Here is a 21,883-nt window from a genome sequence, read left to right on the forward strand (position 1 = left end):
CTTGGTCTTCGCAAACTCAGTCCTACCAGCGGCCCCACGCCTCATCTCACGGCAACACGCACCCCACCCAGCCCTACTGAGAAAACCTCATTGGGTGCGTTGGATGCACCCAACGCCACATTGAGGTTTTCTCAGTAAGGCTCGGGCGGGTAGGCGTGTTGGCCTGCGATGAGGCGTGGGGCCCCTGGTAGGACTGGATTTGCGAAGATCAAGTCCGAGGTTCCAGAGGCCCCACGTGATCAATTATGGTGCCACGCTCGATGTGGCGCGCGAGCTGGTCTGGTTCGTCGCCGGTGTCCTGCACACCGAGCGGCTACGGCGCGGCACCCGCCGCGGCCGGCGCGCCCTGACCCCGTACCGGCAGGCGGTGCTGGCGCTGCGCTGGTTCCGCGACGCCACCCCTATCCACCGCCTCGCCGGCGACCACCGCATCAGCCTCGCTACCACCTACCGCTACCTGCACGAAGCCATCACCGCCCTCGCCGCCTGCGCCCCGGACCTGCAGCAGGTCCTTACCGGCCGCCGCGCTGCCGGCGACACCCACGTCATCCTCGACGGCACCCTCATCTCCTGCGACCGGGTCGCGGCGACCACGATCAAAACCAAAGGCAAAAACCGGGGAGCCACGGTGCATCTGTGGTACTCCGGCAAACACCGCAGCTTCGGCGGGAATGTGCAGTTCCTGGCCACCCCGGACGGGTTCCCGCTCTGGGTCTCGCAGGTGCTGCCCGGCTCCCGCAACGACCTTTCCGCCGCCCGGGACCTGGGCATCACCGGCGCGTTGACCGCCGCCGCAGCCGACGGCCTGCCGACACTGGCGGACAAGGCCTACCACGCAGCCGGGATCGGGATCCGCACCCCGGTCAAGAAAACCGCAGCTCAGCCCCTGCTCAACGCCCGGCAACGGGTTTACAACCTGCTGCAATCCCGAGCACGCGCCCTCGGCGAACGCGCTATGGCCATCCTCAAAACCCGCTGGTCAGCCCTGCACCGCATCAGCCTCTGCCCACACCGCATCGGCGCCATCGTCCAAGCAGCACTCGTCCTGACCCATCACGAACACCAGGGGCGCTACTGAGAAAACCTCATTGGGGCGTTTGGGCAGGGTTTGACGTCCGGACGACCCGAGCACGAGCCGCGTGCGACGTGCGGTCGATAACCTCGGTGGCGGTCCCGCCGCCGGATACCCCCAGCGGCCGGCGGGACCCCACGCTGCCGGGTCGCCGCTTCCCCAGGGCCGCGGCCCGGCAGCCCTACGCGAGAAGGCCCGGCCGGGGTTCCCGGCCGGGCCTTCGTGGTGTCGCCGTCAGCCGGCGTAGCGGGCGAAGATCCTCGTGAAGTCCCACGCCTGCTGGGAAACCCCGGAACAGGTGTCATTGTTCGGGTAGCCGCCCGGGCATGGGCGGTCCCGGTTCGCCGACCAGAACGTCAACCGGGCCAGGTGGTGAGTGTTCGCGTAGGCCAGGATCGTGCTGAAGTCGTTGAGCGTGACCGTCTCGTTGTTGTCGGTGATGCCGTTCATCGACGAGATGCCCATGTGCCGGTAGGCCGTGTCGTCGTCGTAGCCGTACGCGCTCTTGACGACGTTCTTCAGGCCCTCGGCCGCCCGCTGCGTCAACGTGCCCATGTTCTGGCCCGCGCCGCCGAAGTCGAACGGCATGATCACCCAGCCGTCGACCGTGAGGCCGGACTGCGCCGCCCGGTTGACCAGGCTGTTGTCCGGTCCGGACTGGCCGGTGCCGAAGGTGACGTAGAGCTTGATGCCCGGGTTGTTCGCCCGAACCGTCTTCAGCGCGTCGACCGTGCGCTGCTGCACGGTCGGGTTGCTGTAGGCGTCGGCCTCGATGTCGATGTCGATCGCCTTGAGGCCGTAGGCGTTGATCACCTTCTGGTAGCCCGCCGCCAGCTCGCCCGCGCTGCCGCACGACGACTCCAGCTTGTTGCCGGAGTAGCCGCCGAACGACGGGATGACGTCGCCGCCGCCCGCGCGGACGGTGTTGATCGTGTTCTGGTCGACGCCGCCGGTGAGCGCCCGGCTGCCGTCCCACTGCGGGTTGCAGTAGCCGTTGGAGAGGATGAACGCCAGCGTGAACCACTTGACGCCGGTGGCGTTCTGGATCGTCGCCGGGTTGGGCGGGTCGCCCCAGCCGTTGTAGAGGTACGGCGCGACGGCCATCACGCCCGGTCCGGGCGGCGGAGTGGTGCCGCCGCTCGGCAGCGTCCACTGCTGGTTGGCCGTGCTCGCGCAGGTCCAGATCTGCAGGCGGGTGCCGTTGGCGCTGGAGTTGCCGGTGGCGTCGAGGCACTTGCCGGACCCGGTGTTGACCAGGTTCTTCGCCGCGTTGGCCGTCCACTTCTGGGCGGCGGAGCCGTTGCAGTCCCAGAGCTGGATCGTCGTGCCGTTGGCGGTGCCGGCGCTGGTGACGTCGAGGCACTTGCCCAGTGCCTGCAGGGAACCGTCGCTGCCGACTGTCCACTGTTGAGCGTTCGTTCCGTTGCAGTCGTAGAGCTGGACGGCGGTTCCGTTGGCGTTGCTCGCCGCGTTGACGTCGACGCACTTGCCGGCGATGCCGGTGATCGGCCCGGTCGCCGCCTGGGCGACGCCCGGTGCGAGCACCAGCGCCGAGGCGGCGATCAGGGCGCCGAATACTGCTGTTTTCTTCATGCGGGCACGTTCCACTTCTGGTTGGCGGCACCGGTGCAGGTCCAGATCTGCAACCGGGTGCCGTTGGCGCTGGAGTTTCCGGTCGCGTCGACGCACTTGTTCGAGCCCGCGCCGACGAGGTCCCGGGCCGCGGTGGCCGCCCACCGCTGGTTGGCCGTGCCGCCGCAGTCCCACAGCTGGAGCTGGGCTCCGTCCGCTGTGGACTGTCCGGTGACGTCGAGGCACTTGCCGAGCGCCTTCAGGGTTCCGTCGGTGCCGACTGTCCACTGTTGAGCGCCTGAGCCGTTGCAGTCGTAGAGCTGGACCGCGGTGCCGTTGGCGTTGCTCGCGCCGGCGACGTCGATGCACTTGCCGCCGAGGCCGGTGATCGGGCCGGTCTTGCCGGTACCGCCGCCGTTGCCCTGGTTGCCGCTCCAGGTGAACGTCGCCGAGGTGCGGCCGGGCAGGGTGTAGGTGAACGACGAGTTGCCCCAGTTCACCCGCACGCTCTGGTTTCCGGTGCCGGAGTTGTACGCGACCAGCGCCTTGGAGCCGTCGGGGTTCTTCCAGGCGACGTTGCGGACGGCCGAGCTGTCGTTCGAGTCGATCCGGTAGGCGCCCGGCTTCACGAACTTCGTCAAGTGGCCCATGGTGTAGTACTCGACGGTGTAGTCGACCTGCCCGCTGCGGGAGTCTCCGTTGTGGACGGTGATCAGGCCGGTGCAGGTGCCGCAGCCGCCGTTGTGCGGGCCCATGTTCTGGTCGACGGCGAGACTCCACTTGGTCACGCTCTTCGACCAGTTGCGGGTGTAGTCGACGATGTTGTTCATGTCCTCGGCCTGCTGGTTCGAGATCCAGGTGCCGCCGGAGTGCTCGGTCGAGTAGGCGTTGACGTTGGGGTACTGGTTGTGCGTCGTCGTCTGCTGGGCGATGTCGCCGCCGTAGCCGTGCCAGGCCACGCCCCCGAAGTTCGGGTGGTTGCGGATCGCCGCATCGTCCAATGTGGGCGCGCCGTAGGAGGCGTAGGTGTCCCAGTTCCAGTCGAGAGCGAGGACCTTTGTGGACAGACCGGCGTTCTGGAGCGCGGGCAGCAGGTTGTTCTTCGCGAAGTACGCCAGGCCGGCGCCGTTCCAGTTGGTCGACGGGTAGCTCGCGCAGCAGGTCGGCTCGTTCTGCATCGAGACGTAGTCGATCGGCACGCCCGAGGCCCGGTAGGCCTGGAGGTACTTGACGAAGTACTGCGCGTAGGCCGGGTAGTACTGCGATTCGACCCAGCCGAGCAGGTAGCTGTCGTTGTCCTTCATCCACGGCGGCGCGCTCCACGGCGACGCCATCACCTTGGCCTGGGGGTTGAGCTGCTTGGCCTGCTTGGTCAGCGGCAGCACGTCGGCCTGGTCGTGGGCGATCGAGAAATGCGTCAGGTTCGGGTCGGTCTGGCCGGCCGGCATGTCGTCGAAGGTGTAGCTGTAGCGGGCCAGGTCGGACGCGCCGAGCGGGTTGCGGATGAAGCTCAGCCCGATGCCGTTGTTCGGGTCGAACAGCTTCCGCATCGTGTCGTCGCGGGTGGCTTGGGAAAGCGCGCCGCTGGAGTTCATCAGCCAGGCCGCGGTGTCCGTAAAGGACGCTCCACCACCCTCGAACTGCTGGTAGGTGGTGTTTTCGTTGACGTTGATGGTCACGCCACCGCTGCCGGTGCCGGCGGCGAACGTCACCGGCGTCTGCTGCTGGAGGCCGCGGGTGACCTGGCGGCCGCCGGCGTCGCTGGTCGTGGTGAGCCAGATGTTGACCGTTTCACCCGCGGCTTGCGCGGGCGCGGCGAAGGTGGCGGCGGCGATCGCCGTCACCCCGGCCAGTGCGGCGAGAGAGCGTTTTCTCATGGGAGCGTCCACTTCTGGTTCGCGCCGGACCCGCAGGTCCAGATCTGGAGCCGGGTGCCGTTGGCGCTGGAGTTGCCGGTGGCGTCGAGGCACTTGCCGGAGCCGGTGTTCACGAGGTTGCCGGCCGCGTTGGCCGTCCACTTCTGGGCGTTCGAGCCGTTGCAGTCCCAGAGCTGGGTCGGCGTGCCGTTCGCGGTGCCGGCGCTGGTGACGTCGAGGCACTTGCCCAGTGCCTGCACGGTCCCGTCGCTGCCGACTGTCCACTGTTGAGCGTTCGTGCCGTTGCAGTCGTAGAGCTGGACGGCGGTGCCGTTGGCGTTGTTCGCCCCGGCGACGTCGGCGCACTTGCCGCCGATGCCGGTGATCGGGCCGGCGTTCTGCGTGGGCGGCGGCGTGGTGCCGCCGGCGAACTGCGTCGCGACCTGCTCGCCGAGGCTGACCGCGTTGGCGTGGTTCTCGATCGGGTTGACGTGCGTGTTCGGGAAGACGATGTACGTCACCGGTCCCTCGGTGCCGCCGTTCTTCGGGTCGGGGTTGATGCCGAGGCTGACGGCGGTGGCGTAGGACGCCTCACCGATGATGCTCGTCGGGCCGGTGTCGCCGACCACGGCGTAGGTGACCTGGTTATTGTAGATCACCGCCACGACCGAACCGCCGTCGATGCCGTAGTTGCGGTAGTCCCAGGTGGACGTCGGCTGAGGCAGGACGATGTACGGCAGCTGTGCCGCGTTGAGCGGTTGGTCGGTCGAAGTGTGGAACGCGGTGTCGGGGTAGAAGCAGCAGTCGGTGTTCTCGTTGCACTGCGTCGTGCGGACGCCGTCGCAGTCGATGTCCATGTCGGCTTTGAAGAACACCGCGCCGTTCGCCTGGCAGACGGGCACGGTGGCCGCGCCGCCTTCGTCGAAGGAATACTTGCCGTTCGAGATCTGTTGACAGGATTGGGTTTTCGCGAGCAGCTGGCTCGCCGACGGGCCCGCGTCGACCGCGGCCTGAGCGGACCCGGTCGTGAGGAAGGAAAGCGCTAACAGGGCGCACCCCATTAGCGCGACGAGGATTCGCCGCACTGGAATCTCCTTGTGGGGTCGAGCTCAGGGAGTGGTCCACTTCTGGTTCGCGCCGCCGCCGCAGGTCCAGATCTGCAGACGGGTGCCGTTCGCGCTCGAGTTCCCGGTGGCGTCGAGGCACTTGTTGGCGTTGGGGTTCACGATGTCCTTCGCGCCGGTCACGACCCATTGCTGGGCGCCGGTTCCGTTGCAGTCGTAGAGCTGCACCGGGGTGCCGTCCGCGGTGCCTGCCGCGCTCACGTCCATGCACTTGCCGAGGGCGCGGATGGTGCCGTCGGTGCCGACGGTCCAGTTCTGCGCGGCGTTGCCGTTGCAGTCGGTGATCTGGATCGGCGTGCCGTTGGCGGAGTTCGCGCCGGCGACGTCGACGCACTTGCCGCCGATGCCGGTGATCGTGCCGGTCCGGCCGCCGCCCTGGCTCGAGGAGTTGGTGACGTGCACGTAGTCGACGATCAGCTGCTGCGGGAACTGCGTGCTGCTGTTGGGGTCGCCGGGCCAGTACCCGCCGACGGCCAGGTTGAGGATGATGAAGAAGTTGTGGTCGTAGACCCAGCGGTTGCCGTTCAGGTCCGACGGCGTGCGCGTCTGGTAGAGGTTGCCGTCGACGTACCACTTGATCTGGTTGGGTGCCCAGTCGATGGCGTAGGTGTGGAAGTCGTCGGAGAAGTTCGGGCCGTTGTAGGCCGCGCCGATGCCGCCGGAGCCGGAGTAGCCGGGGCCGTGGATGGTGCCGTGCACGGTGTTCGGCTCGAACCCGACGTTCTCCATGATGTCGATTTCGCCGTCGGTCGGCCAGTTCCCGCCGCCGAGCATCCAGAAGGCCGGCCACATGCCCTGCCCGCGCGGCAGTTTCATGCGCGTCTCGAAGTGGCCGTAGGCCTGGCTGAACTTGCCGGCGGTGTTGAGGCGGGCGGAGGTGTACTCGCAGCGGCCGTACCAGCAGTTGTAGTTGCCGGGGTTTTCCTTCTTGGCGGTGATGACGAGGTGGCCCTGCCCGTCGAGCTGGGCGTTGTTGGTGCCGGAGGTGTAGTACTGCCGCTCGTGGTTGTTGACGTTGTCGCCGGTTTCGAGCTGCCACTTCGACCCGTCGACGCCGGCGCCCGCGGGGCCGTTGAAGTCGTCGGTGAAGGTGGCCGCCGCGGCGGCGGGGGTCATCGTGAGGGCTTGCTGCCCGAGGAACAGCAGCGCGGAGGCGGCGAGGAGTGCCGCCCAGCGGTTCTTTTTGGAGGTGGACATCGTTGTCGCCTCTTTCACCGTGGGGGAACGGCGTTCCGCGCGCAGCACGGAACGCGGGGAGGGGAGGGTCCCGCATGCCGGGGCGGCGGCAGGCGCGACCGATCAGCCGGTGCTCGCGGTCCTGAGCAGGCTCGGACTCGCGGGGCCTCGGCGGGCGCTTTGTTGTGTCTGGCAACAAAGTATGCATGGTCCAGACAAGCCGGGCAACCGTCGGGCGGTCATTTTTTTTCAACCCGAATTAAGGGTGGGTTCGTGGCGGGGCGCTTGTTGCGGTGCTGGTGAGGGTGGTTCCCGGTGAGTGGGGCACGGTCCTGTGGTCGAGTTGCGATGGTTCGGGCGGTGCGGGGTTCGGCGGTGCGGGGTTCGACGGTGCGGGGTTCGGGCGGTGCGGGGTTCGGCGGTGCGGGGTTCGGCGGCGCCGGGTTTGGTCGGTCGCCGCCTTGTCCACAACTGGGGCGGGGTGTGGACAAGGCGGGCCGGGTGGGGCTTTTGCGCGCTTTCTGTCGGGCGGTGGCGATACGCTGGAGCGGGGATGGACCCCCTGGGTGGGTGGGCTGCCGGGTGGGCGGGCTGCCGGGTGGGCGGGCTGCCGGGTGGGCGGGCTGCCGGGTGGGCCGTGCCAGGGCTTCGTCGGACGTCCGAAGAACGAGGGGGAGAACGTGACCGAGGAAAAGCCGCCGATGCCGCGGGGCTCGTTCGGCATTGCCGTGGTCATGCTGCTCGGCGCCGTCGGCGGGGCGTGGATGACGCTGGCGCACACCAGCACGCTCGACCTCGTCTGCGGGATAGTCCTCTTCCTCTGCGCCGGCTTCCTCGGCGTGACCTTCCTCCTCGCCTGGTTCAGAGCCCGGCGCTGAGCATCACGCCGCGTCGGACTTCGGGGCTCCCGGCTTGGCGATCCTCGATGTCGCCCCTTGCTCCAGCAGGTCCGCCACCGGCAGTGTCGCCGCTCCCGTCGCCACCGCGTCCAAGCCCAGCGACCCCAGCTGGATCGATGTCTGGCTGAACGGGTGCCTCAGCGCGTGCTCGCCCGCCGCCTCGCGGATGCGTGGTAGCAGCTGGTCTCCCAATGCCAAGCCTGCCCAGCCGCCGATCACTATGCGCTCCGGGTTGAACAAGTTGATCAAGTTTGCGATGCCCGCTCCCAAGTAACCCGCCGTCTCGTCGAGTACGCGGGCCGCCGTCTTGGACTTCGGGGCCGCCGCCAGCAACGCCGAGAACTGGGCCTGCTCGTCCTCGCCCGATATGTCCTTTCCGCGTGCTCTGCGGTACCTCGCCAGGACCGCTCCTGCGCCGATGTACGCCTCCAGACACCCGCGTGAACCGCAGCGGCACTCCTGACCGCCGTACGCGATCGTTGTGTGGCCCCACTCTCCCGCGCTGCTCGTCGAGCCTCGGTACGTCGTTCCGTCCGTCACCACCGCCGCTCCGACGCCCGAACCGAGCAGGGCGATCACCGCGTGGCGCGCCCCGCGGCCCGCGCCGAACCACATCTCCGCCTGGCCCTGGGTCTTCGCTCCGTTGTCGATGAACAGCGGCAAGCCCACGCCGGCGTCGACCAGCAGCGAGGCGAACGGCACCGCGTCCCAGCCGACCGTCGGGGCGTGGACCAGCACCTCCGCTCCCTGCTCGACCGTTCCCGGCACGCCGATGCCGACGCCGAGCACGCCCGACTCGTCGATGCCCGTGCTCGCGAACACCTCGCGCAGCCCGGACGTCACCTGCTCGACCGCCGTTGCCGGGTCCGGGGCCTTCGGGAGGGGGTGTTCGACCGTCGCCAGGCGGTTCATCGCCAGGTCGAACAGCTCGACCTTGACGCCCGTCTCGCCGATGTCGACGCCCGCGACGTGCCCGTACGCCGGGTCCACGCGCAGGAGCACCCGGGGGCGGCCGCCGTCCGATTCGACCTGGCCGGCTTCGGTGATCAGGCGTTCTTCGCCCAGTTCGGCGGTCACGTTGCTGACCGTGGCGGCACTCAATCCGGTGAGCTGGCTGAGTTCGTGCCTCGACAGCGGGCCGTCGAAGTACAGTTTCGACAGCAGCAGGGATCGGTTGTGCCGCCGCAGATCGCGGACGGTGGTGCGCTTGCTCGCCATGGGCAACCCATCTGGACTCTTACCGGCTCACTGACAGGATGCCTGATCACCGTAAGTTGTGGCTATGTATTAAGTGGTGAACTAAGTCCCGAACCCATGGTGGCGGGGCCGCGGTCTGGCAGAATCCTCCCGGTGACCCAGGTGGTGCGCCAGACGACCCGTGACCTCAGGCGGCACAACCGCGCGGCGCTGCTCTCCTCGCTCTACCTCCGCGGTCCCGTCAGCAGACTGGAACTGGTAGCTGAATCGGGACTGTCGGCCGCCACCGTTACCAACGTCGTTTCCGAGCTCATCGCGGACGGCGTCGTCGCCGAAGCCGGATCGGTCGAATCGGACGGCGGGCGGCCGCGGACGCTGCTGGCCGTGCGGCCGGACTTCGGGCAGGTCGTGGGCGTCGACGTCAGCGAGACGCACGTCGAAGTCGGCCTGTTCGACTGCGCGCTCGGCACCCTCGGCACCGTGCGCCACCCGCTGGTCGGTACCCGGCTCGACCCGGACGAAGTGGCCGGGCTGGTGCGCACCGGCATCGCCGAAGTGCTCGAAGGCGGCGATCCGGACGCGGTGTTCGGCGTCGGCATCGGCGTGCCGGGCGCGGTCCGCGACGGCGGGATCGTGCACGCGCCCACCCTCGGCTGGCGCGGCGTCGACTTCGCCGAGCTGATCCACCCCTACATCCAGGCGCCCCTCCACCTCGACAACCGCGCCCGCACCCTCGGCCAGGCGGAGACCTGGCGGGGGGCCGGCCGGGGTGCCGAACGCGCCATCGTCGCCCTGCTCGGCGTCGGCGTCGGGGCGGCCGTCGCGACGGCCGGGCGCTCGCACCCCGGCATCACGACCAGCGAGTGGGGTCACACCGTCGTCAAGGCGGCCGGCGCGGCCTGCCGGTGCGGCTCGCACGGCTGCCTGGAGGCCTACGTCGGCACCGAGGCGGTCGTCCGCCACTACGCCGCCCGCGTCGGCAAGGAACCGGTCATCGGGGACGAAAGCGACGTCGAGCTGGCACGGATCGTGGCCGAAGCCCCACGGGGCGGCCCGGCCGCCGACGTGCTCGCCGAAACCGGCGAGTACCTGGGCATCGGCATCGCGAATCTGATCAACCTCCTCAGCCCCGATCGGGTGGTGCTTTCCGGCTCCGCGGGGGCGATCATGGGACCGGCGATCCTGCCCGCGGTCCGGGACGCCGTCGGCCGGCACGCCCTGGACTACCTGGCCGAGCGCACCGAGGTCGTCCTGGGCCGGCTCGGGCCGGAGGCGGTCGCGCTCGGCGCGGCCACCCTGCCGATCGCCCAGCTGCTGGCGAACGGCGGCCGGACCGGCTGAAACCCTTGCCTTGCAAGGAATCGTCCGACCAATAGGTTCAGACCGGCCGTTCTTTCAGCACTTAAACTTAGGTACAAAACGTTACCGCCGTGTTATTGACGTGACCCGAGTCACCCGGGTTGACTTCGGGGCGTCGTTCGGTCGCCGGCGGTCGGGGCTCGCTACCAGTCGACAGCAAGTAGTCGTCGATGACCAGGAGGAACCGATGCGAGTCAAGCGCTCCATCGTCGCAGCGCTCGTAGCCGTGATGGCCGTCGGAGGCCTGACCGCGTGCAGCGGCGGCAGTTCGAACGCCGCCCAGAGCAATCCCGACGCCGTGCTCAACGTCGGCAAGCCGGACGGCCCGCAGGCGGAGAACAACAACCCGTTCCTGGAGACGTCCGCCCTGTCGAACATGGGCTACCGGTGGATGATCTACGAGCCCCTCGTCATGCTCAACCGCGTCAAGCCGCAGGAACCGGGCAAGCCGTGGCTGGCCACGAAGTGGGACTGGTCGGACAACTACAAGAAGCTGGTCCTGACCGTCCGTGACAACGTCAAGTTCTCCGACGGCCAGCCGATGACCGCCGAGGACGTCGCCTACACCTTCCAGCTGCTGCGCGACAACAAGGCGCTGAACGTCGACGCCGTGCCGTACAAGGACATCACCGCGGCCGGCAACCAGGTCACCCTGGCCTTCGACAACTCGCAGTTCGTCAACCAGGTCAAGATCCTGCAGACGCTCGTCGTGCCGAAGCACGTCTGGAAGGACGTCAAGGACCCGGCGCTCGACCTCGTCAAGAACCCGATCGGCACCGGCCCGTACACGCTCAAGTCGGCCACCCCGCAGACGATGATCGTCGTGCGGCGCGACAGCGGCTACTGGCAGGAGGCGCCGAAGGTCAAGGAGATCCGCTACACCTCCTACACCGACAACAACGCGCAGGTCAACGCGCTGGTCAACGGTGCGGCCGAGTGGAGCTTCGTGTTCATCCCGAACTACAAGGCCGTCTACACGAACAAGGACCCGCAGCACTACAAGCTGTGGTTCCCCGCGCAGCTGGCCGTGCACGGCCTGTGGTTCAACACCGAGAAGGCGCCCTGGAACGACGCGAAGCTGCGCCAGGCGATCAACAAGGTGATCAACCGCGACGACATCTTCAACCAGGGCGAGGCCGGCTACTTCTACCCGAAGAACGACCAGGTCACCGGCATCCCGACCCCGGCGGGCGACCCGTTCATCGCGCCGCAGTACAAGGGCCAGACGGTCCAGGTCGACGTCCCGGGCGCGAAGTCGCTGCTGACCGGCGCGGGCTACAAGTTCACCGGCGACAAGCTGGCCGACCCGAGCGGCAAGCCGGTCACGATCAAGCTGACCGTCCCGTCCGGCTGGTCGGACTACATCACCGACCTGGAGATCATCAAGGACAACCTGGCGCAGATCGGCATCACCGCCACGGTCGAGAAGATGAACCAGGACGCCTGGATGAAGTCGGTCGACACCGGTGACTTCGAGGGCCTGATGCACTGGACCAACGACGGGTCGACGCCGTACGACATGTACCGCGACGTCATGGACGGCAACCGCTACAAGCCGACCGGCCAGGGCGGCATCAACGGCAACTACGGCCGCTACAAGAACGACGAGGCGACCAAGGCCCTGGAAACCTACGCCAACGCCGAGGACGACGCCGCCCGCACCGCGGCCATGGCGACGCTGCAGAAGATCATGATCGAGCAGCAGCCGATGATCCCCACGTCGGCGGCCAACTCCGGCGGCGAGTACAGCACGAAGAACTGGGTCGGCTGGCCCGACGACGCCAACCCGTACGCGCCGGCCCAGCCGACGCTGCGCAACGCGCTCGACATCGTCCTGCACCTCAAGCCCGCGGCCTGACGATGGCGGATTCAGCCGTGACGACCGAGCAGTCCCCCTCCGACCCCGTCGCCGTCGGGTCGGAGGGGGACCTCCCCGTGGTCCTCGAGGCCGCGGGCCTCACCAAACACTTCCCGGTCCGCCGCAAAGGCCGGGCCGCCCTGACCGGGCCACGCCGCAGCATCCAGGCCGTCGACGACGTGAGCCTGACGCTCCGGCGTGGCCGCGTCACCGCGCTGGTCGGCGAGTCCGGCTCGGGCAAGTCGACGGTCGCGCGGCTGCTCGCCGGCCTCTACCCACGCACCGGCGGCGACATCCGGCTGCACGGCGACAGCATCGACGTCAAGCGCGGCAAGGCGTTCCGCGCCTACGCCCGCCGCGTCCAGATGATCTTCCAGGACCCGTTCGCGTCGCTGAACCCGGTGCACACCGTGCGCTACCACCTGACGCGGGCCCTGAAGATCCACGGCCGGGCCGGCGACGACCTCGAGCAGTCGCTGCACGAGCTGCTCGCGCGCGTCCAGCTGACCCCGCCCGAGCGGTACATCGACAAGTTCCCGCACGAGCTGTCCGGCGGCCAGCGCCAGCGCGTCGCGATCGCGCGGGCGCTCGGCGCCGACCCGGAGGCCCTGCTGGCCGACGAGCCGGTGTCCATGCTGGACGTCTCCATCCGGCTCGGCGTGCTGAACCTGCTGCGGGACCTCAAGGAACGCCTGCACCTGGCCATCCTGTACATCACGCACGACATCGCGTCCGCGCGCTACTTCGCCGACGACACGATGGTGATGTACGCGGGCCGGATGGTCGAAGGCGGCGACAGCGAGACCATCACGCAGCGGCCGGCGCACCCGTACACCCGGCTGCTCATCGAATCCGCGCCCGACCCGGACCGGATCGCGGACGGCGGCGACCCCGCGGAGACGCCGGCCGAACGCGGCTCCGGCGAACCGCCGAGCCTGATCGACCCGCCGCCGGGCTGCCGGTTCCACCCGCGCTGCCCGGTGGCCCTGGCCCGGTGCGAGACCGAGCTGCCGCCGCGGTTCGACGTCGGCGACGCGCCGGGGCACTGGACCGCCTGCTGGCTCTACGACGGGGCCGCCCGATGAGGTACCTGCTGCAACGGCTCGGCTTCTACCTCTTCACCGCGTGGGCCGCCGTCACCATCAACTTCTTCATCCCGCGGATGATCCCCGGCGACCCGGTGCAGTCGCTGATCGCGAAGAACCAGGGCATGATCAGCGCGGACGCCATCGAGTCGCTGTACGTCCTCTTCGGACTCGACAAGAACGAAAGCCTGATCTCCCAGTACTTCGACTACTGGGGCCAGCTCTTCCGCGGTGACCTCGGGATCTCGTTCACGTTCTTCCCGACGCCGGTCTCCGACCTGCTCACCGACAGCCTGCCGTGGACGATCATCCTGGTCGGCATCACCACGGTCGTCGGCTTCGCGCTCGGCACCGGGCTCGGCGTGGTCGCCGGCTGGAAGCGCGGCTCGTGGGTCGACGGCCTGCTGCCGGTGACGACGTTCCTCTCGTCGATCCCGTACTTCTGGCTCGGCCTGATCGCGCTGACGATCCTGGCCGGCCCGGGCAGCTTCTTCCCGTCGTCCGGCGGCTACGACCCGGGCACCGTCCCGGGCTGGGACGGCGAGTTCATCGGCAGCGCGATCCAGCACAGCCTGCTGCCCGCGCTGACCATCCTGATCAGCTCGATGGGCAGCTGGATCCTCGGCATGCGCAACATGATGGTCACCGTCGCGTCGGAGGACTACGTCACCGTCGCGCACGCCAAGGGCCTGCCGGAACGCCGGGTGATGGTCGGGTACGCGGCGCGCAACGCGCTGCTGCCCAGCGTGTCCGGCTTCGCGCTGGCGCTCGGGTTCATCGTCGGCGGGACGCTGCTGGTGGAGATCGTCTTCTCCTACCCGGGTGTCGGCTACCAGCTGTTCCAGGCGGTCGGCTCGCAGGACTACCCGCTGATGCAGGGCATCTTCCTGATCATCACGCTCTCGGTGCTGGTGGCCAACCTGCTCGCCGACGTCGCCTACCTCGCACTCGACCCGCGCACCCGGAAGGAGGGCTGACATGGCCGTACCCGCGGCGGACGTCAAGGCCGCCCAGGCCCTCCCACTCGAAGCGGTCGCCCGCCGGCGCCGCTTCCGGTTCCTCACCGGCGGCAAGACCGCCACCGGCCTCGCCGTCATCGTCTTCTTCGTGGTCATCGCGATCATCGGGGAGTGGATCGCACCGTACGACCCGTCGGCCCGCAGCAGTGACCTGCTGGAGTCGCCGTCGGGACGGCACTGGTTCGGCACCACCCACCTCGGCCAGGACATCTTCAGCCAGGTCGTGGTCGGCACGCGCAGCGTCATGCTGGTCGGGCTGGCCGCCGGGATCGTGGCGACCATCCTCGCGGTGATCGTCGGCGTGACGTCCGGGTACCTCGGCGGCACACCCGGCGAGGGTCTCTCCGCTCTGTCCAACGTGTTCCTGGTGATCCCGGCGCTGCCGCTGATCATCATCATCGGCAGCGCGGTGCCGGGCGGTGGCGACATCCTGGTGGCGGTGATCATCGGCTGCACGTCGTGGGCGTGGGGCGCGCGGGTGCTCCGGGCGCAGACGCTGTCGTTGCGCAGCCGGGAGTACGTCGAAGCGGCCCGGGCGACCGGCGAGTCGACCTGGCGGATCATCTTCTTCGAGATCCTGCCGAACCTGACCGCGGTGATCGCGTCCAGCTTCGTCGGCACGGTGATCTTCGCCGTGATGTCGGAGATCACCCTGGCCTTCGTCGGCGTCTCGGGACTGTCCAACTGGAACTGGGGCACCATTCTGTTCTGGGCCCAGAGCCAGCAGGCGCTCGCGCAGGGCGCGTGGTGGTGGTTCGTGCCCGCCGGGCTGGCGATCGCCATCCTCGGCACCGCGTTGTCCCTGCTCAACTTCGGCATCGACGAGTTCGTCAGCCCGCGGTTGCGCGGCAGCGGCAAGGCCCGCGTGCGCGGCGCCGACGGGAAGACGCATCGCATGCGGGTGGGCTTCACGCCCGTGCTCGGGCGGGAGGAACGACCATGATGGACCCGGTGCTGGAGATCAAGGGCCTGGACGTCGACTACGGCGTCGGCGACGAGGCCGTGCGCGCGGTCCGGGACGTGCACCTGACGCTGCACCGCGGCGAAGTCCTCGGCCTGGCCGGGGAAAGCGGCAGCGGCAAGTCCACTTTGGCCTACGGGCTGACTCGGCTGCTCGCGCCGCCGGGCGTCATCCGTGGCGGCGAGGTGATCTACCACCCCGCCGACGGCGAGCCGTACGACGTCCTCCGCCTGACGCACAAGCAGCTGCGGGACTTCCGGTGGGCCGAAACGTCCATTGTGTTCCAAGGTGCGATGAACTCGCTGAACCCGGTGCACAAGGTGGTCACGCAGCTCGTCGACGTCATCAAGGCGCACGAGCCGGGCACGACCCGCGCGGGCCGGATCGCGCGGGCTCGCGACCTGCTGAAGCTGGTGGGGATTTCGGCCGACCGGCTGGAGGCGTACCCGCACCAGCTGTCCGGCGGGATGCGACAGCGGGTGATGATCGCGATGGCGCTCGCGCTGGAACCGCGGATCGTCATCATGGACGAGCCGACGACCGCGCTCGACGTCGTGATGCAGCGGCAGATCCTCGGCCAGCTCGTGGAACTGCGCGAACGGCTGGGGTTCTCGGTCCTGTTCATCACGCACGACCTGTCGCTGCTGGTGGAGTTCTCGGACCGGATCGCGATCATGTACGGCGGCCGGATCGTCGAGCAGGCGCCGGCGGCGGACCTCTACCGGGACGCGCTGCACCCGTACAGCCACGGCCTGCTCAACTCGTTCCCCGCCCTGCGGGGGCCGCGGCGCGAACTGTCCGGGATCCCCGGATCGCCGCCGGACACGCGCGGGATGCCGTCCGGCTGCGCGTTCCACCCGCGGTGCCCCAAGGCTTTCGAGCCGTGCCCCGACCGCGTGCCGCTGCTGGGCACGCCCGGCGACCCGGCGCGCGAAGTGGCGTGCTGGCTGCACCCCGTCACTTCCTGAACGCCGGTGTCCGATACCCCTGGAGGAGAGCCGCCTTGACCGAGACCACAGCCGCGACCGCCGAGCAGCAGGCGCTGATCGACACCCTGCCGCCGGACTTCCGCTGGGGCGTGGCGACCGCCGCGTACCAGATCGAAGGCGCGGTCTCCGAGGACGGGCGCACACCGTCCATTTGGGACACGTTCTGCCGGGTGCCGTGGGCGATCGACAACAATGACAACGGTGACATCGCCTGCGACCACTACCACCGGATGCCGTCCGACATCGGGCTCGTCACCGAGCTCGGGGCGGACACCTACCGGTTTTCCGTGGCGTGGCCCCGGGTCCAGCCGCACGGCCGCGGCGGCGTCAACGAGGCGGGCATCGGCTTCTACGACCGGCTCGTCGACGAGACGCTGAGCCGGGGCATCACGCCGTGGCTGACGCTGTACCACTGGGACCTCCCGCAGGAGCTCGAGGACGCGGGCGGCTGGCCGGCTCGTGACACGGCGTACCGGTTCGCCGACTACGCGATGCTGGTGTTCGACCGGCTGAAGGATCGGGTCCGCCACTGGACGACGCTGAACGAGCCGTGGTGCTCGGCGATGCACGGGTACGTGCACGGCGTGATGGCGCCGGGCCGCCGTGACTACGCGGCGGGGTTGCACGCGGTGCACCACCTGCTGCTGGGTCACGGGCTGGCGGTGCAGCGGATGCGCGAGGCGGCGCCGGCGGACACGCAGTTCGGCATCACGCTCAACATGTGCACGGCCGACCCGGCGACCGACTCCCCGGAGGACGTCCGCGCGGCCCGCCAGGCCGACGGCCTCGGCGTCCGCATCTACCTGGACCCGCTGGTCCACGGCCGGTACCCGGAGGACGTGGTCGAGGACCTGGCGGCGCGCAACGTCCGCCTCCCGATCCAGGACGGCGACCTCTCGGTGATCTCGACGCCGCTGGACTTCCTGGGCGTGAACTACTACTTCGGCCAGCAGTTCTCGGGCGTGGACGATGCCGGGTCCGCGGTCGACGCGGACGGTGTCCCGGCGTCCCGGGTGATCCCGTTCGGCGAGCCGACGACGGCGATGGGCTGGGAGATCCTGCCGGGGAAGTTCACGGAGCTGCTGACCCGCCTGGGCCGCGACTACCCGGGCCTGCCGATGTACATCACGGAGAACGGCTCGGCCTTCGACGACGACCCGGACTCTTCGGGGTTCGTGCGTGACGACGGACGTACGGCGTACCTGGCCTCGCACATCGCGGCGGTGGCGGCGGCCCGTCAGGCCGGGGCGGACGTGCGCGGGTACTTCGCGTGGTCGCTGTTGGACAACTTCGAGTGGGCGTACGGGTACGCGAAGCGGTTCGGGTTGATCCGGGTGGACTACGAGACGCAGGAGCGGACGATCAAGCAGAGCGGGTACTTCTACCGCGACACCGTCCGGCGGGTCCGCGGCCGCTGAACGGCGGTGGGGTGGGCCCCACCACGGTGGCGGTGGCTCACCCCATGGCTTCCCCTCGGGACTTTCCGTAACGTTGGAAGAAAAGCCGACCCCGGGGGAAGCCATGACCGTCCGGACCGATGTCACACCCGTACCTGCCGCTGCGCCGCCGAAGTGGTGGCGACGGCCCTGGGTGGCGCCGCTCGCCCTGGTCGTCGCCGTCTTCCTCGCCTATTCAGTGCCGCCCTACCTCACGCTCGATCCCGCGCAGTCGCGCGTTCCCGCGCCCGCCGGGTTCGCCGCGCACTACTGGTTCCTCGTGGCGCACATCGCCTTCGGCAGCGTGGCGATCGTCGGCGTCATCCTGCAGATCTGGCCGTGGCTGCGCCGGGAGCACCCGATCGCGCACCGGCGGATCGGGCGCGTCTACGTCTTCGCCGGCGCCATTCCCTCCGCCGTGCTGGCGGCGACGATCGGTGCGGTGAGCCCGTTCGGGCCGGTCGTCGCCGCGCTCAACGTCGTGGCCGCTCTGCTGTGGCTCGGCTTCACCGTGGCCGGGTGGCGGGCCGTGCGGCAGCGCCGGTTCGCCGAGCACCGGAAGTGGATGATCCGCAGCTTCGCCATGTGCATGAACACGCTGATGACCCGCGCGCTGTCCCCGATCGGCTTCTTGGTGGTCATGCCGCGGGGCGGGGACAAGGAAACGATGATCCTCAGCGCCGCCACGGTGTCGGCCGCGTTGAGCATCCTGACGCTGCTGCTGCTCAGCCAGTGGTGGCTCGACCGGCACCCGAAGCCAGCCAGCGCGCGATGATCGTCCGCTGGATCTCCGACGCGCCTTCGTAGATCCGGGGCGCCCGGACCTCCCGGTACAGGTGCTCCAGCAGGTGCCCGCGCCGCAGCGCGCGGGCACCGTGGAGCTGGACCGCCGAGTCGACGACGAACTGCGCCGCCTCGGTGGCGAACAGCTTCGCCATCGCCGCGCGGCCGCCGAGGTTCGGCTCGCCCGCGTCGTACGCCCCCGCCGCCGCGTAGACCAGGAGCCGGGCGGCTTCGGTGCGGGTGGCCATCTCGGCGAGGGTGTGCGCCACCGCCTGCTGCTTGAGCAGCGGGCCACCGAAGGCTTCCCGCTCGCTTGTGTGGTCCACAGTGGCGTCCAGCGCGGCTTGTGCCATCCCGACGGCGAACGCGCCGACGCTCGGGCGGAACAGGTCCAGCGTCCGCATCGCCACGGCGAAGCCGTGGTTCTCTTCGCCGAGCAATTCCTCACGCTGCACCGAAACGCCGTCGAACGTCAGCGTGCCGATCGGGTGCGGGCTGACCAGGTCGAGGTGCTCGCCGCCGAGGCCCGGCCGGTCGGCGGGGACGACGAACGCGCTCACCCCGCGTGCGCCCGCTCCCGGTGTCGTACGCGCGAAAACGGTGTAGAAGTCGGCTTCGGGGGCGTTGGAGATCCACATCTTTTCGCCGGTCAGGCGCCAGCCGTCGCCGTCGGGCTCCGCCGCGAGGGCCAGCGCCGCCGCGTCCGAGCCCGCGTCCGGTTCGGTGAGCGCGAACGCCGCCACCGCGTCGCCGGCCGCCACCGCGGGCAGCCACTTCGCGACCTGTTCGTCCCTTCCGGACTGGAGCACGGGGTAACTTCCCAGGCCCTGCAACGCCAGTGCGGTCTCGGCCTCGGTGCTGATCGTGGCGAGGTTCTCGCGCAGGATGCACAGGTCCGTCGCGGCCGCCTGCCTGGACGGCGTGCCCGAAGCGACCCCGGGGAAGAGCCGGGCGAGCAGGCCGAGCGCACCCATCGCCTTGAGCAGCGGTCGGTTGACCGCACCCTCCACTCCGGACTCGGCGAGGGGGAGCAGCTGCTCGGTCGCCACCCGCCGGACTTCCTCGGCGAACGCGCGTTGCTCCGGATCCAGGGTGAAGGTCATGTGGACGCTCCCGGTCGCCAGCGGGCGTGAGCGGTGCCGGTGGGACCGGACCGGACGAGGTCGAGGCGCGGCTCCGGCCCGTCGGAGCGGCCCGTCTGCGGCTTGCGGCGGCCCGCGGCGAACGGCTTCGGCCACGGCATCGGGTAATCCTGTTCGGCCGCCGCGTGCAACGTCCACTGTGGATCGTAGAGGTGGGTCCGGCCCAGGGCGCACAGGTCCGCGCGCCCGGCCAGGATCAGCGAGTTGACGTCGTCGTAGGACGAGATCGCACCGACCGCGATCACCGCGATCCCGTACTCCTCGCCGATCTCGTTGCGGATCCGGTCGGCGTACGGGGTCTGGTAGCTGCGGCCGTACTGCGGACGCTCGTCGCTGACGACCTGGCCGGTCGAGACGTCGATGCCCGCGGCGCCGTGGGCGGCGAACGCCCGCGCGATCTCGACGGCGTCGTCGGCGTCGATGCCGCCCTCGCACCAGTCGGTCGCCGAAATCCGGACCGTCATCGGCCGCTCGGCGGGCCATGCCGCGCGGACCGCGTCGAAGACCTCCAGGGGAAACCGCAGCCGGTTTTCGAGCGAGCCGCCGTACTCGTCACTCCGACAGTTGGTCAGCGGCGAGAGGAACGACGACAGCAGGTAGCCGTGTGCGCAGTGCAGTTCGAGGACGTCGAACCCGGCGCGGGCCGCGGCCTCAGCGCAGGCGACGAACTGCTCGCGGATCTCTACGAGGTCCGTTGTGGACAGTGCACGCGGGACTTGGTTGCGGTCCGAATAGGGCAGTGGTGAAGGTGCGCAGATCTCCCAGTTGTCGGACGGCAGTGGCTCGTCGATGCCGTCCCACATGAGTTTCGTCGAGCCCTTGCGCCCAGAGTGTCCCACTTGGACACCGATGCGCGCCGGCGTCTGCGTGTGAACGAAATCGACGACCCGCTTCCACGCCGCTTCCTGGTCCGCTGTGTACAGTCCGCCGCAGCCGGGCGTGATCCGGCCTTCGGGGGAGACGCAGACCATCTCGGTCATCACCAGCCCGGCACCACCGAGGGCCTTGCTGCCCAGGTGCACCAGGTGGAAGTCGCCCGGCACGCCGTCCACCGCGGAGTACATGTCCATCGGGGACACGACGATCCGGTTGGGCAGTTCCAGTTCACCCAACTTGAACGGCTGGAACATCGGCGGCCGCGACGTCGTCCCGAGCGTGCGCGCGAACCAGGTGTCCAGTTCGGCGGCGAATTCGGGGTCGCGCAGGCGGAGGTTGTCGTAGGTGACGCGGCGGCTGCGCGTGAGGATGTTGAACGCGAACTGCGGCGGCTCCTGGTGGGCGTACTGCGCGATGTTCTCGAACCACTCCAGGCTGGCCTGCGCGGCCCGCTGCGTCGACGTGACGACCGGCCGCCGTTCCAGCTCGTAGGCCTTCAAAGCAGCTGCGACGCCGTCGTTTTCGTGCAGGCACGCGGCCAGCGCGAGCGCGTCCTCCATCGCCAGTTTCGTGCCCGAGCCGATCGAGAAGTGCGCGGTGTGCGCGGCGTCGCCGAGGAGGACGACGTTCTCGTGCACCCACGTCTCGCAGCGGACCGTGCCGAACGAGACCCACTTCGAGTTGTTCGCCATGACCTGGTGGCCGTCGAGGACGTCGGCGCACAGCTCGCGGATCAGCGCGATCGACTTCTCGTCGCTCTCGCCGGGCTTGAGCGACGTCGCCGCGATCGGCCCGAACGTCCGCTGCCAGACGTCTTCCTGCACCTCGAGGATGAACGTGCTGCCGTCGCGGCCGTACGGGTAGCCGTGGATCTGCATGATCCCGGCCGGCGTTTCCAGGACGTAGAACTTGAAGGCGTCGAACACCAGGTCCGTGCCCAGCCAGATGTACCGGCACCGGCGGGTCTCGACGCTCGGCCGGAACGTCTCGGCGTACCGCGCGCGCACGGCCGAGTTGACGCCGTCAGCTGCGATGACCAGGTCGTAGCCGCTGAGGTCGGTGGGTGCTTCTTCCCGGAAGTGCAGGCCGACGCCGAGTTCGCCGCAGCGGCTCTGCAGGATGCCGAGCAGGCGCTTGCGGCTCATCGCGGCGAAGCCGTGGCCGCCCGAGGTGGTGACCGTGCCGCGGTAGTGGACGTCGATGTCGTCCCAGCGGGCGAATTCGGCCTTCATCGCCTCGTGCACCGCCGCGTCGGCGTGCTCGATGCCGCCGAGCGTCTCGTCGGAGAACACGACGCCGAAGCCGAAGGTGTCGTCCGGCGCGTTGCGCTCCCAGACGGTGATTTCGTGGCCGGGACCGAGCTGCTTCGCGAGCGCGGCGAAGTACAGACCCGCCGGGCCGCCACCGATGACCGCGATTCGCACGCCGTCCAGGGTATGTCGTGGTGACTACGACCGTCAATAACGCGAAAGATGGCGT

The 21,883-nt window shown here is 69.2% G+C and carries 17 protein-coding genes; 10 read left to right on the forward strand and 7 right to left on the reverse strand.

The features are described from left to right. The first annotated feature begins 235 nt into the window (after positions 1-235). The gene (locus ACWEVN_RS04660) at positions 236-1,078 is read left to right on the forward strand and encodes a transposase family protein (protein WP_452050277.1); all 843 of its coding nucleotides are present in this window, start codon (positions 236-238) and stop codon (positions 1,076-1,078) included. A gap of 228 nt (positions 1,079-1,306) precedes the next feature. On the opposite strand, the gene ACWEVN_RS04665 is transcribed toward ACWEVN_RS04660, so the two are convergent. From ACWEVN_RS04665 to ACWEVN_RS04680, 4 genes are read right to left on the reverse strand one after another with little or no spacing between them, the layout of a single operon-like run. Then, on the reverse strand, positions 1,307-2,665 hold the full coding sequence (locus ACWEVN_RS04665; RefSeq protein WP_452050278.1) for a ricin-type beta-trefoil lectin domain protein: 1,359 nt from the start codon (positions 2,663-2,665) through the stop codon (positions 1,307-1,309). Next, positions 2,662-4,521: a ricin-type beta-trefoil lectin domain protein gene (locus ACWEVN_RS04670; protein WP_452050279.1), complete on the reverse strand. Its 1,860-nt coding sequence runs from the start codon at positions 4,519-4,521 to the stop codon at positions 2,662-2,664. The genes ACWEVN_RS04665 and ACWEVN_RS04670 overlap by 4 nt, the downstream gene beginning before the upstream one ends. Next, the gene (locus tag ACWEVN_RS04675; protein WP_449682587.1) at positions 4,518-5,585 is read right to left on the reverse strand and encodes a ricin-type beta-trefoil lectin domain protein; all 1,068 of its coding nucleotides are present in this window, start codon (positions 5,583-5,585) and stop codon (positions 4,518-4,520) included. Before ACWEVN_RS04675 ends, ACWEVN_RS04670 begins: the two co-directional genes overlap by 4 nt. Before the next feature lie 24 nt (positions 5,586-5,609). After that, positions 5,610-6,821, reverse strand: a complete 1,212-nt coding sequence (locus tag ACWEVN_RS04680) for a family 16 glycosylhydrolase (protein ID WP_449682588.1) — start codon at positions 6,819-6,821, stop codon at positions 5,610-5,612. A 659-nt stretch (positions 6,822-7,480) separates the two neighbouring features. Between ACWEVN_RS04680 and ACWEVN_RS04685 the strand changes: the two genes are divergently transcribed. Then, positions 7,481-7,678 carry a hypothetical protein gene (locus tag ACWEVN_RS04685; RefSeq protein ID WP_452050280.1) on the forward strand — a complete coding sequence of 66 codons (198 nt, stop codon included), beginning with the start codon at positions 7,481-7,483 and terminating at the stop codon, positions 7,676-7,678. Between the two features lie 3 nt (positions 7,679-7,681). Here ACWEVN_RS04685 and ACWEVN_RS04690 read toward each other — a convergent pair whose 3' ends face one another. After that, a complete protein-coding gene (locus tag ACWEVN_RS04690) occupies positions 7,682-8,917 on the reverse strand; it encodes an ROK family transcriptional regulator (protein WP_449682590.1) in 1,236 nt (411 codons plus the stop codon). Between the two features lie 132 nt (positions 8,918-9,049). On the opposite strand from ACWEVN_RS04690, the gene ACWEVN_RS04695 reads away from it, so the two are divergent. From ACWEVN_RS04695 to ACWEVN_RS04730, 8 genes are all read left to right on the forward strand, one after another. Next, the gene (locus tag ACWEVN_RS04695) at positions 9,050-10,237 is read left to right on the forward strand and encodes an ROK family transcriptional regulator (RefSeq protein ID WP_449682591.1); all 1,188 of its coding nucleotides are present in this window, start codon (positions 9,050-9,052) and stop codon (positions 10,235-10,237) included. A 205-nt stretch (positions 10,238-10,442) separates the two neighbouring features. Further along, on the forward strand, positions 10,443-12,113 hold the full coding sequence (locus ACWEVN_RS04700) for an ABC transporter substrate-binding protein (RefSeq protein ID WP_449682592.1): 1,671 nt from the start codon (positions 10,443-10,445) through the stop codon (positions 12,111-12,113). 17 nt (positions 12,114-12,130) lie between these two features. Beyond that, positions 12,131-13,198: an ABC transporter ATP-binding protein gene (locus ACWEVN_RS04705; protein WP_449682593.1), complete on the forward strand. Its 1,068-nt coding sequence runs from the start codon at positions 12,131-12,133 to the stop codon at positions 13,196-13,198. Continuing rightward, positions 13,195-14,175: an ABC transporter permease gene (locus ACWEVN_RS04710; protein WP_449682594.1), complete on the forward strand. Its 981-nt coding sequence runs from the start codon at positions 13,195-13,197 to the stop codon at positions 14,173-14,175. Before ACWEVN_RS04705 ends, ACWEVN_RS04710 begins: the two co-directional genes overlap by 4 nt. Position 14,176: 1 nt before the next feature. Beyond that, complete coding sequence (locus ACWEVN_RS04715) at positions 14,177-15,160, forward strand: ABC transporter permease (protein WP_452050281.1); 984 nt, start codon at positions 14,177-14,179, stop codon at positions 15,158-15,160. Then, positions 15,157-16,146 carry an ABC transporter ATP-binding protein gene (locus ACWEVN_RS04720; RefSeq protein ID WP_449682595.1) on the forward strand — a complete coding sequence of 330 codons (990 nt, stop codon included), beginning with the start codon at positions 15,157-15,159 and terminating at the stop codon, positions 16,144-16,146. The genes ACWEVN_RS04715 and ACWEVN_RS04720 overlap by 4 nt, the downstream gene beginning before the upstream one ends. A gap of 35 nt (positions 16,147-16,181) precedes the next feature. Beyond that, positions 16,182-17,585: a GH1 family beta-glucosidase gene (locus ACWEVN_RS04725; RefSeq protein ID WP_449682596.1), complete on the forward strand. Its 1,404-nt coding sequence runs from the start codon at positions 16,182-16,184 to the stop codon at positions 17,583-17,585. A 172-nt stretch (positions 17,586-17,757) separates the two neighbouring features. Then, positions 17,758-18,378 (forward strand): DUF2306 domain-containing protein, encoded by a 621-nt coding sequence (locus tag ACWEVN_RS04730; protein ID WP_449682597.1) that lies wholly within the window; start codon positions 17,758-17,760, stop codon positions 18,376-18,378. On the opposite strand, the gene ACWEVN_RS04735 is transcribed toward ACWEVN_RS04730, so the two are convergent. Together ACWEVN_RS04735 and ACWEVN_RS04740 are read right to left on the reverse strand one after the other, a co-directional pair. After that, positions 18,329-19,489, reverse strand: a complete 1,161-nt coding sequence (locus tag ACWEVN_RS04735; protein ID WP_452050282.1) for an acyl-CoA dehydrogenase family protein — start codon at positions 19,487-19,489, stop codon at positions 18,329-18,331. The two genes, ACWEVN_RS04730 and ACWEVN_RS04735, sit on opposite strands and share 50 nt — an antisense overlap. Then, entirely contained in the window at positions 19,486-21,828 is a 2,343-nt protein-coding gene (locus ACWEVN_RS04740; protein ID WP_452050283.1) for a bifunctional salicylyl-CoA 5-hydroxylase/oxidoreductase, read from the reverse strand. The genes ACWEVN_RS04735 and ACWEVN_RS04740 overlap by 4 nt, the downstream gene beginning before the upstream one ends. Positions 21,829-21,883: the final 55 nt, after the last annotated feature.

It is taken from the genome of Amycolatopsis sp. NPDC003861, from assembly GCF_053605405.1.

Coding starts and splice junctions, on each gene's coding strand:
- ACWEVN_RS04715 (WP_452050281.1), top strand. CDS start 14,177: ATGGCCGTACCCGCGGCGGACGTCAAGGCCGCCCAGGCCCTCCCACTC.
- ACWEVN_RS04670 (WP_452050279.1), bottom strand. CDS start 4,521: ATGAGAAAACGCTCTCTCGCCGCACTGGCCGGGGTGACGGCGATCGCC.
- ACWEVN_RS04700 (WP_449682592.1), top strand. CDS start 10,443: ATGCGAGTCAAGCGCTCCATCGTCGCAGCGCTCGTAGCCGTGATGGCC.
- ACWEVN_RS04665 (WP_452050278.1), bottom strand. CDS start 2,665: ATGAAGAAAACAGCAGTATTCGGCGCCCTGATCGCCGCCTCGGCGCTG.
- ACWEVN_RS04710 (WP_449682594.1), top strand. CDS start 13,195: ATGAGGTACCTGCTGCAACGGCTCGGCTTCTACCTCTTCACCGCGTGG.
- ACWEVN_RS04690 (WP_449682590.1), bottom strand. CDS start 8,917: ATGGCGAGCAAGCGCACCACCGTCCGCGATCTGCGGCGGCACAACCGA.
- ACWEVN_RS04680 (WP_449682588.1), bottom strand. CDS start 6,821: ATGTCCACCTCCAAAAAGAACCGCTGGGCGGCACTCCTCGCCGCCTCC.
- ACWEVN_RS04735 (WP_452050282.1), bottom strand. CDS start 19,489: ATGACCTTCACCCTGGATCCGGAGCAACGCGCGTTCGCCGAGGAAGTC.
- ACWEVN_RS04720 (WP_449682595.1), top strand. CDS start 15,157: ATGATGGACCCGGTGCTGGAGATCAAGGGCCTGGACGTCGACTACGGC.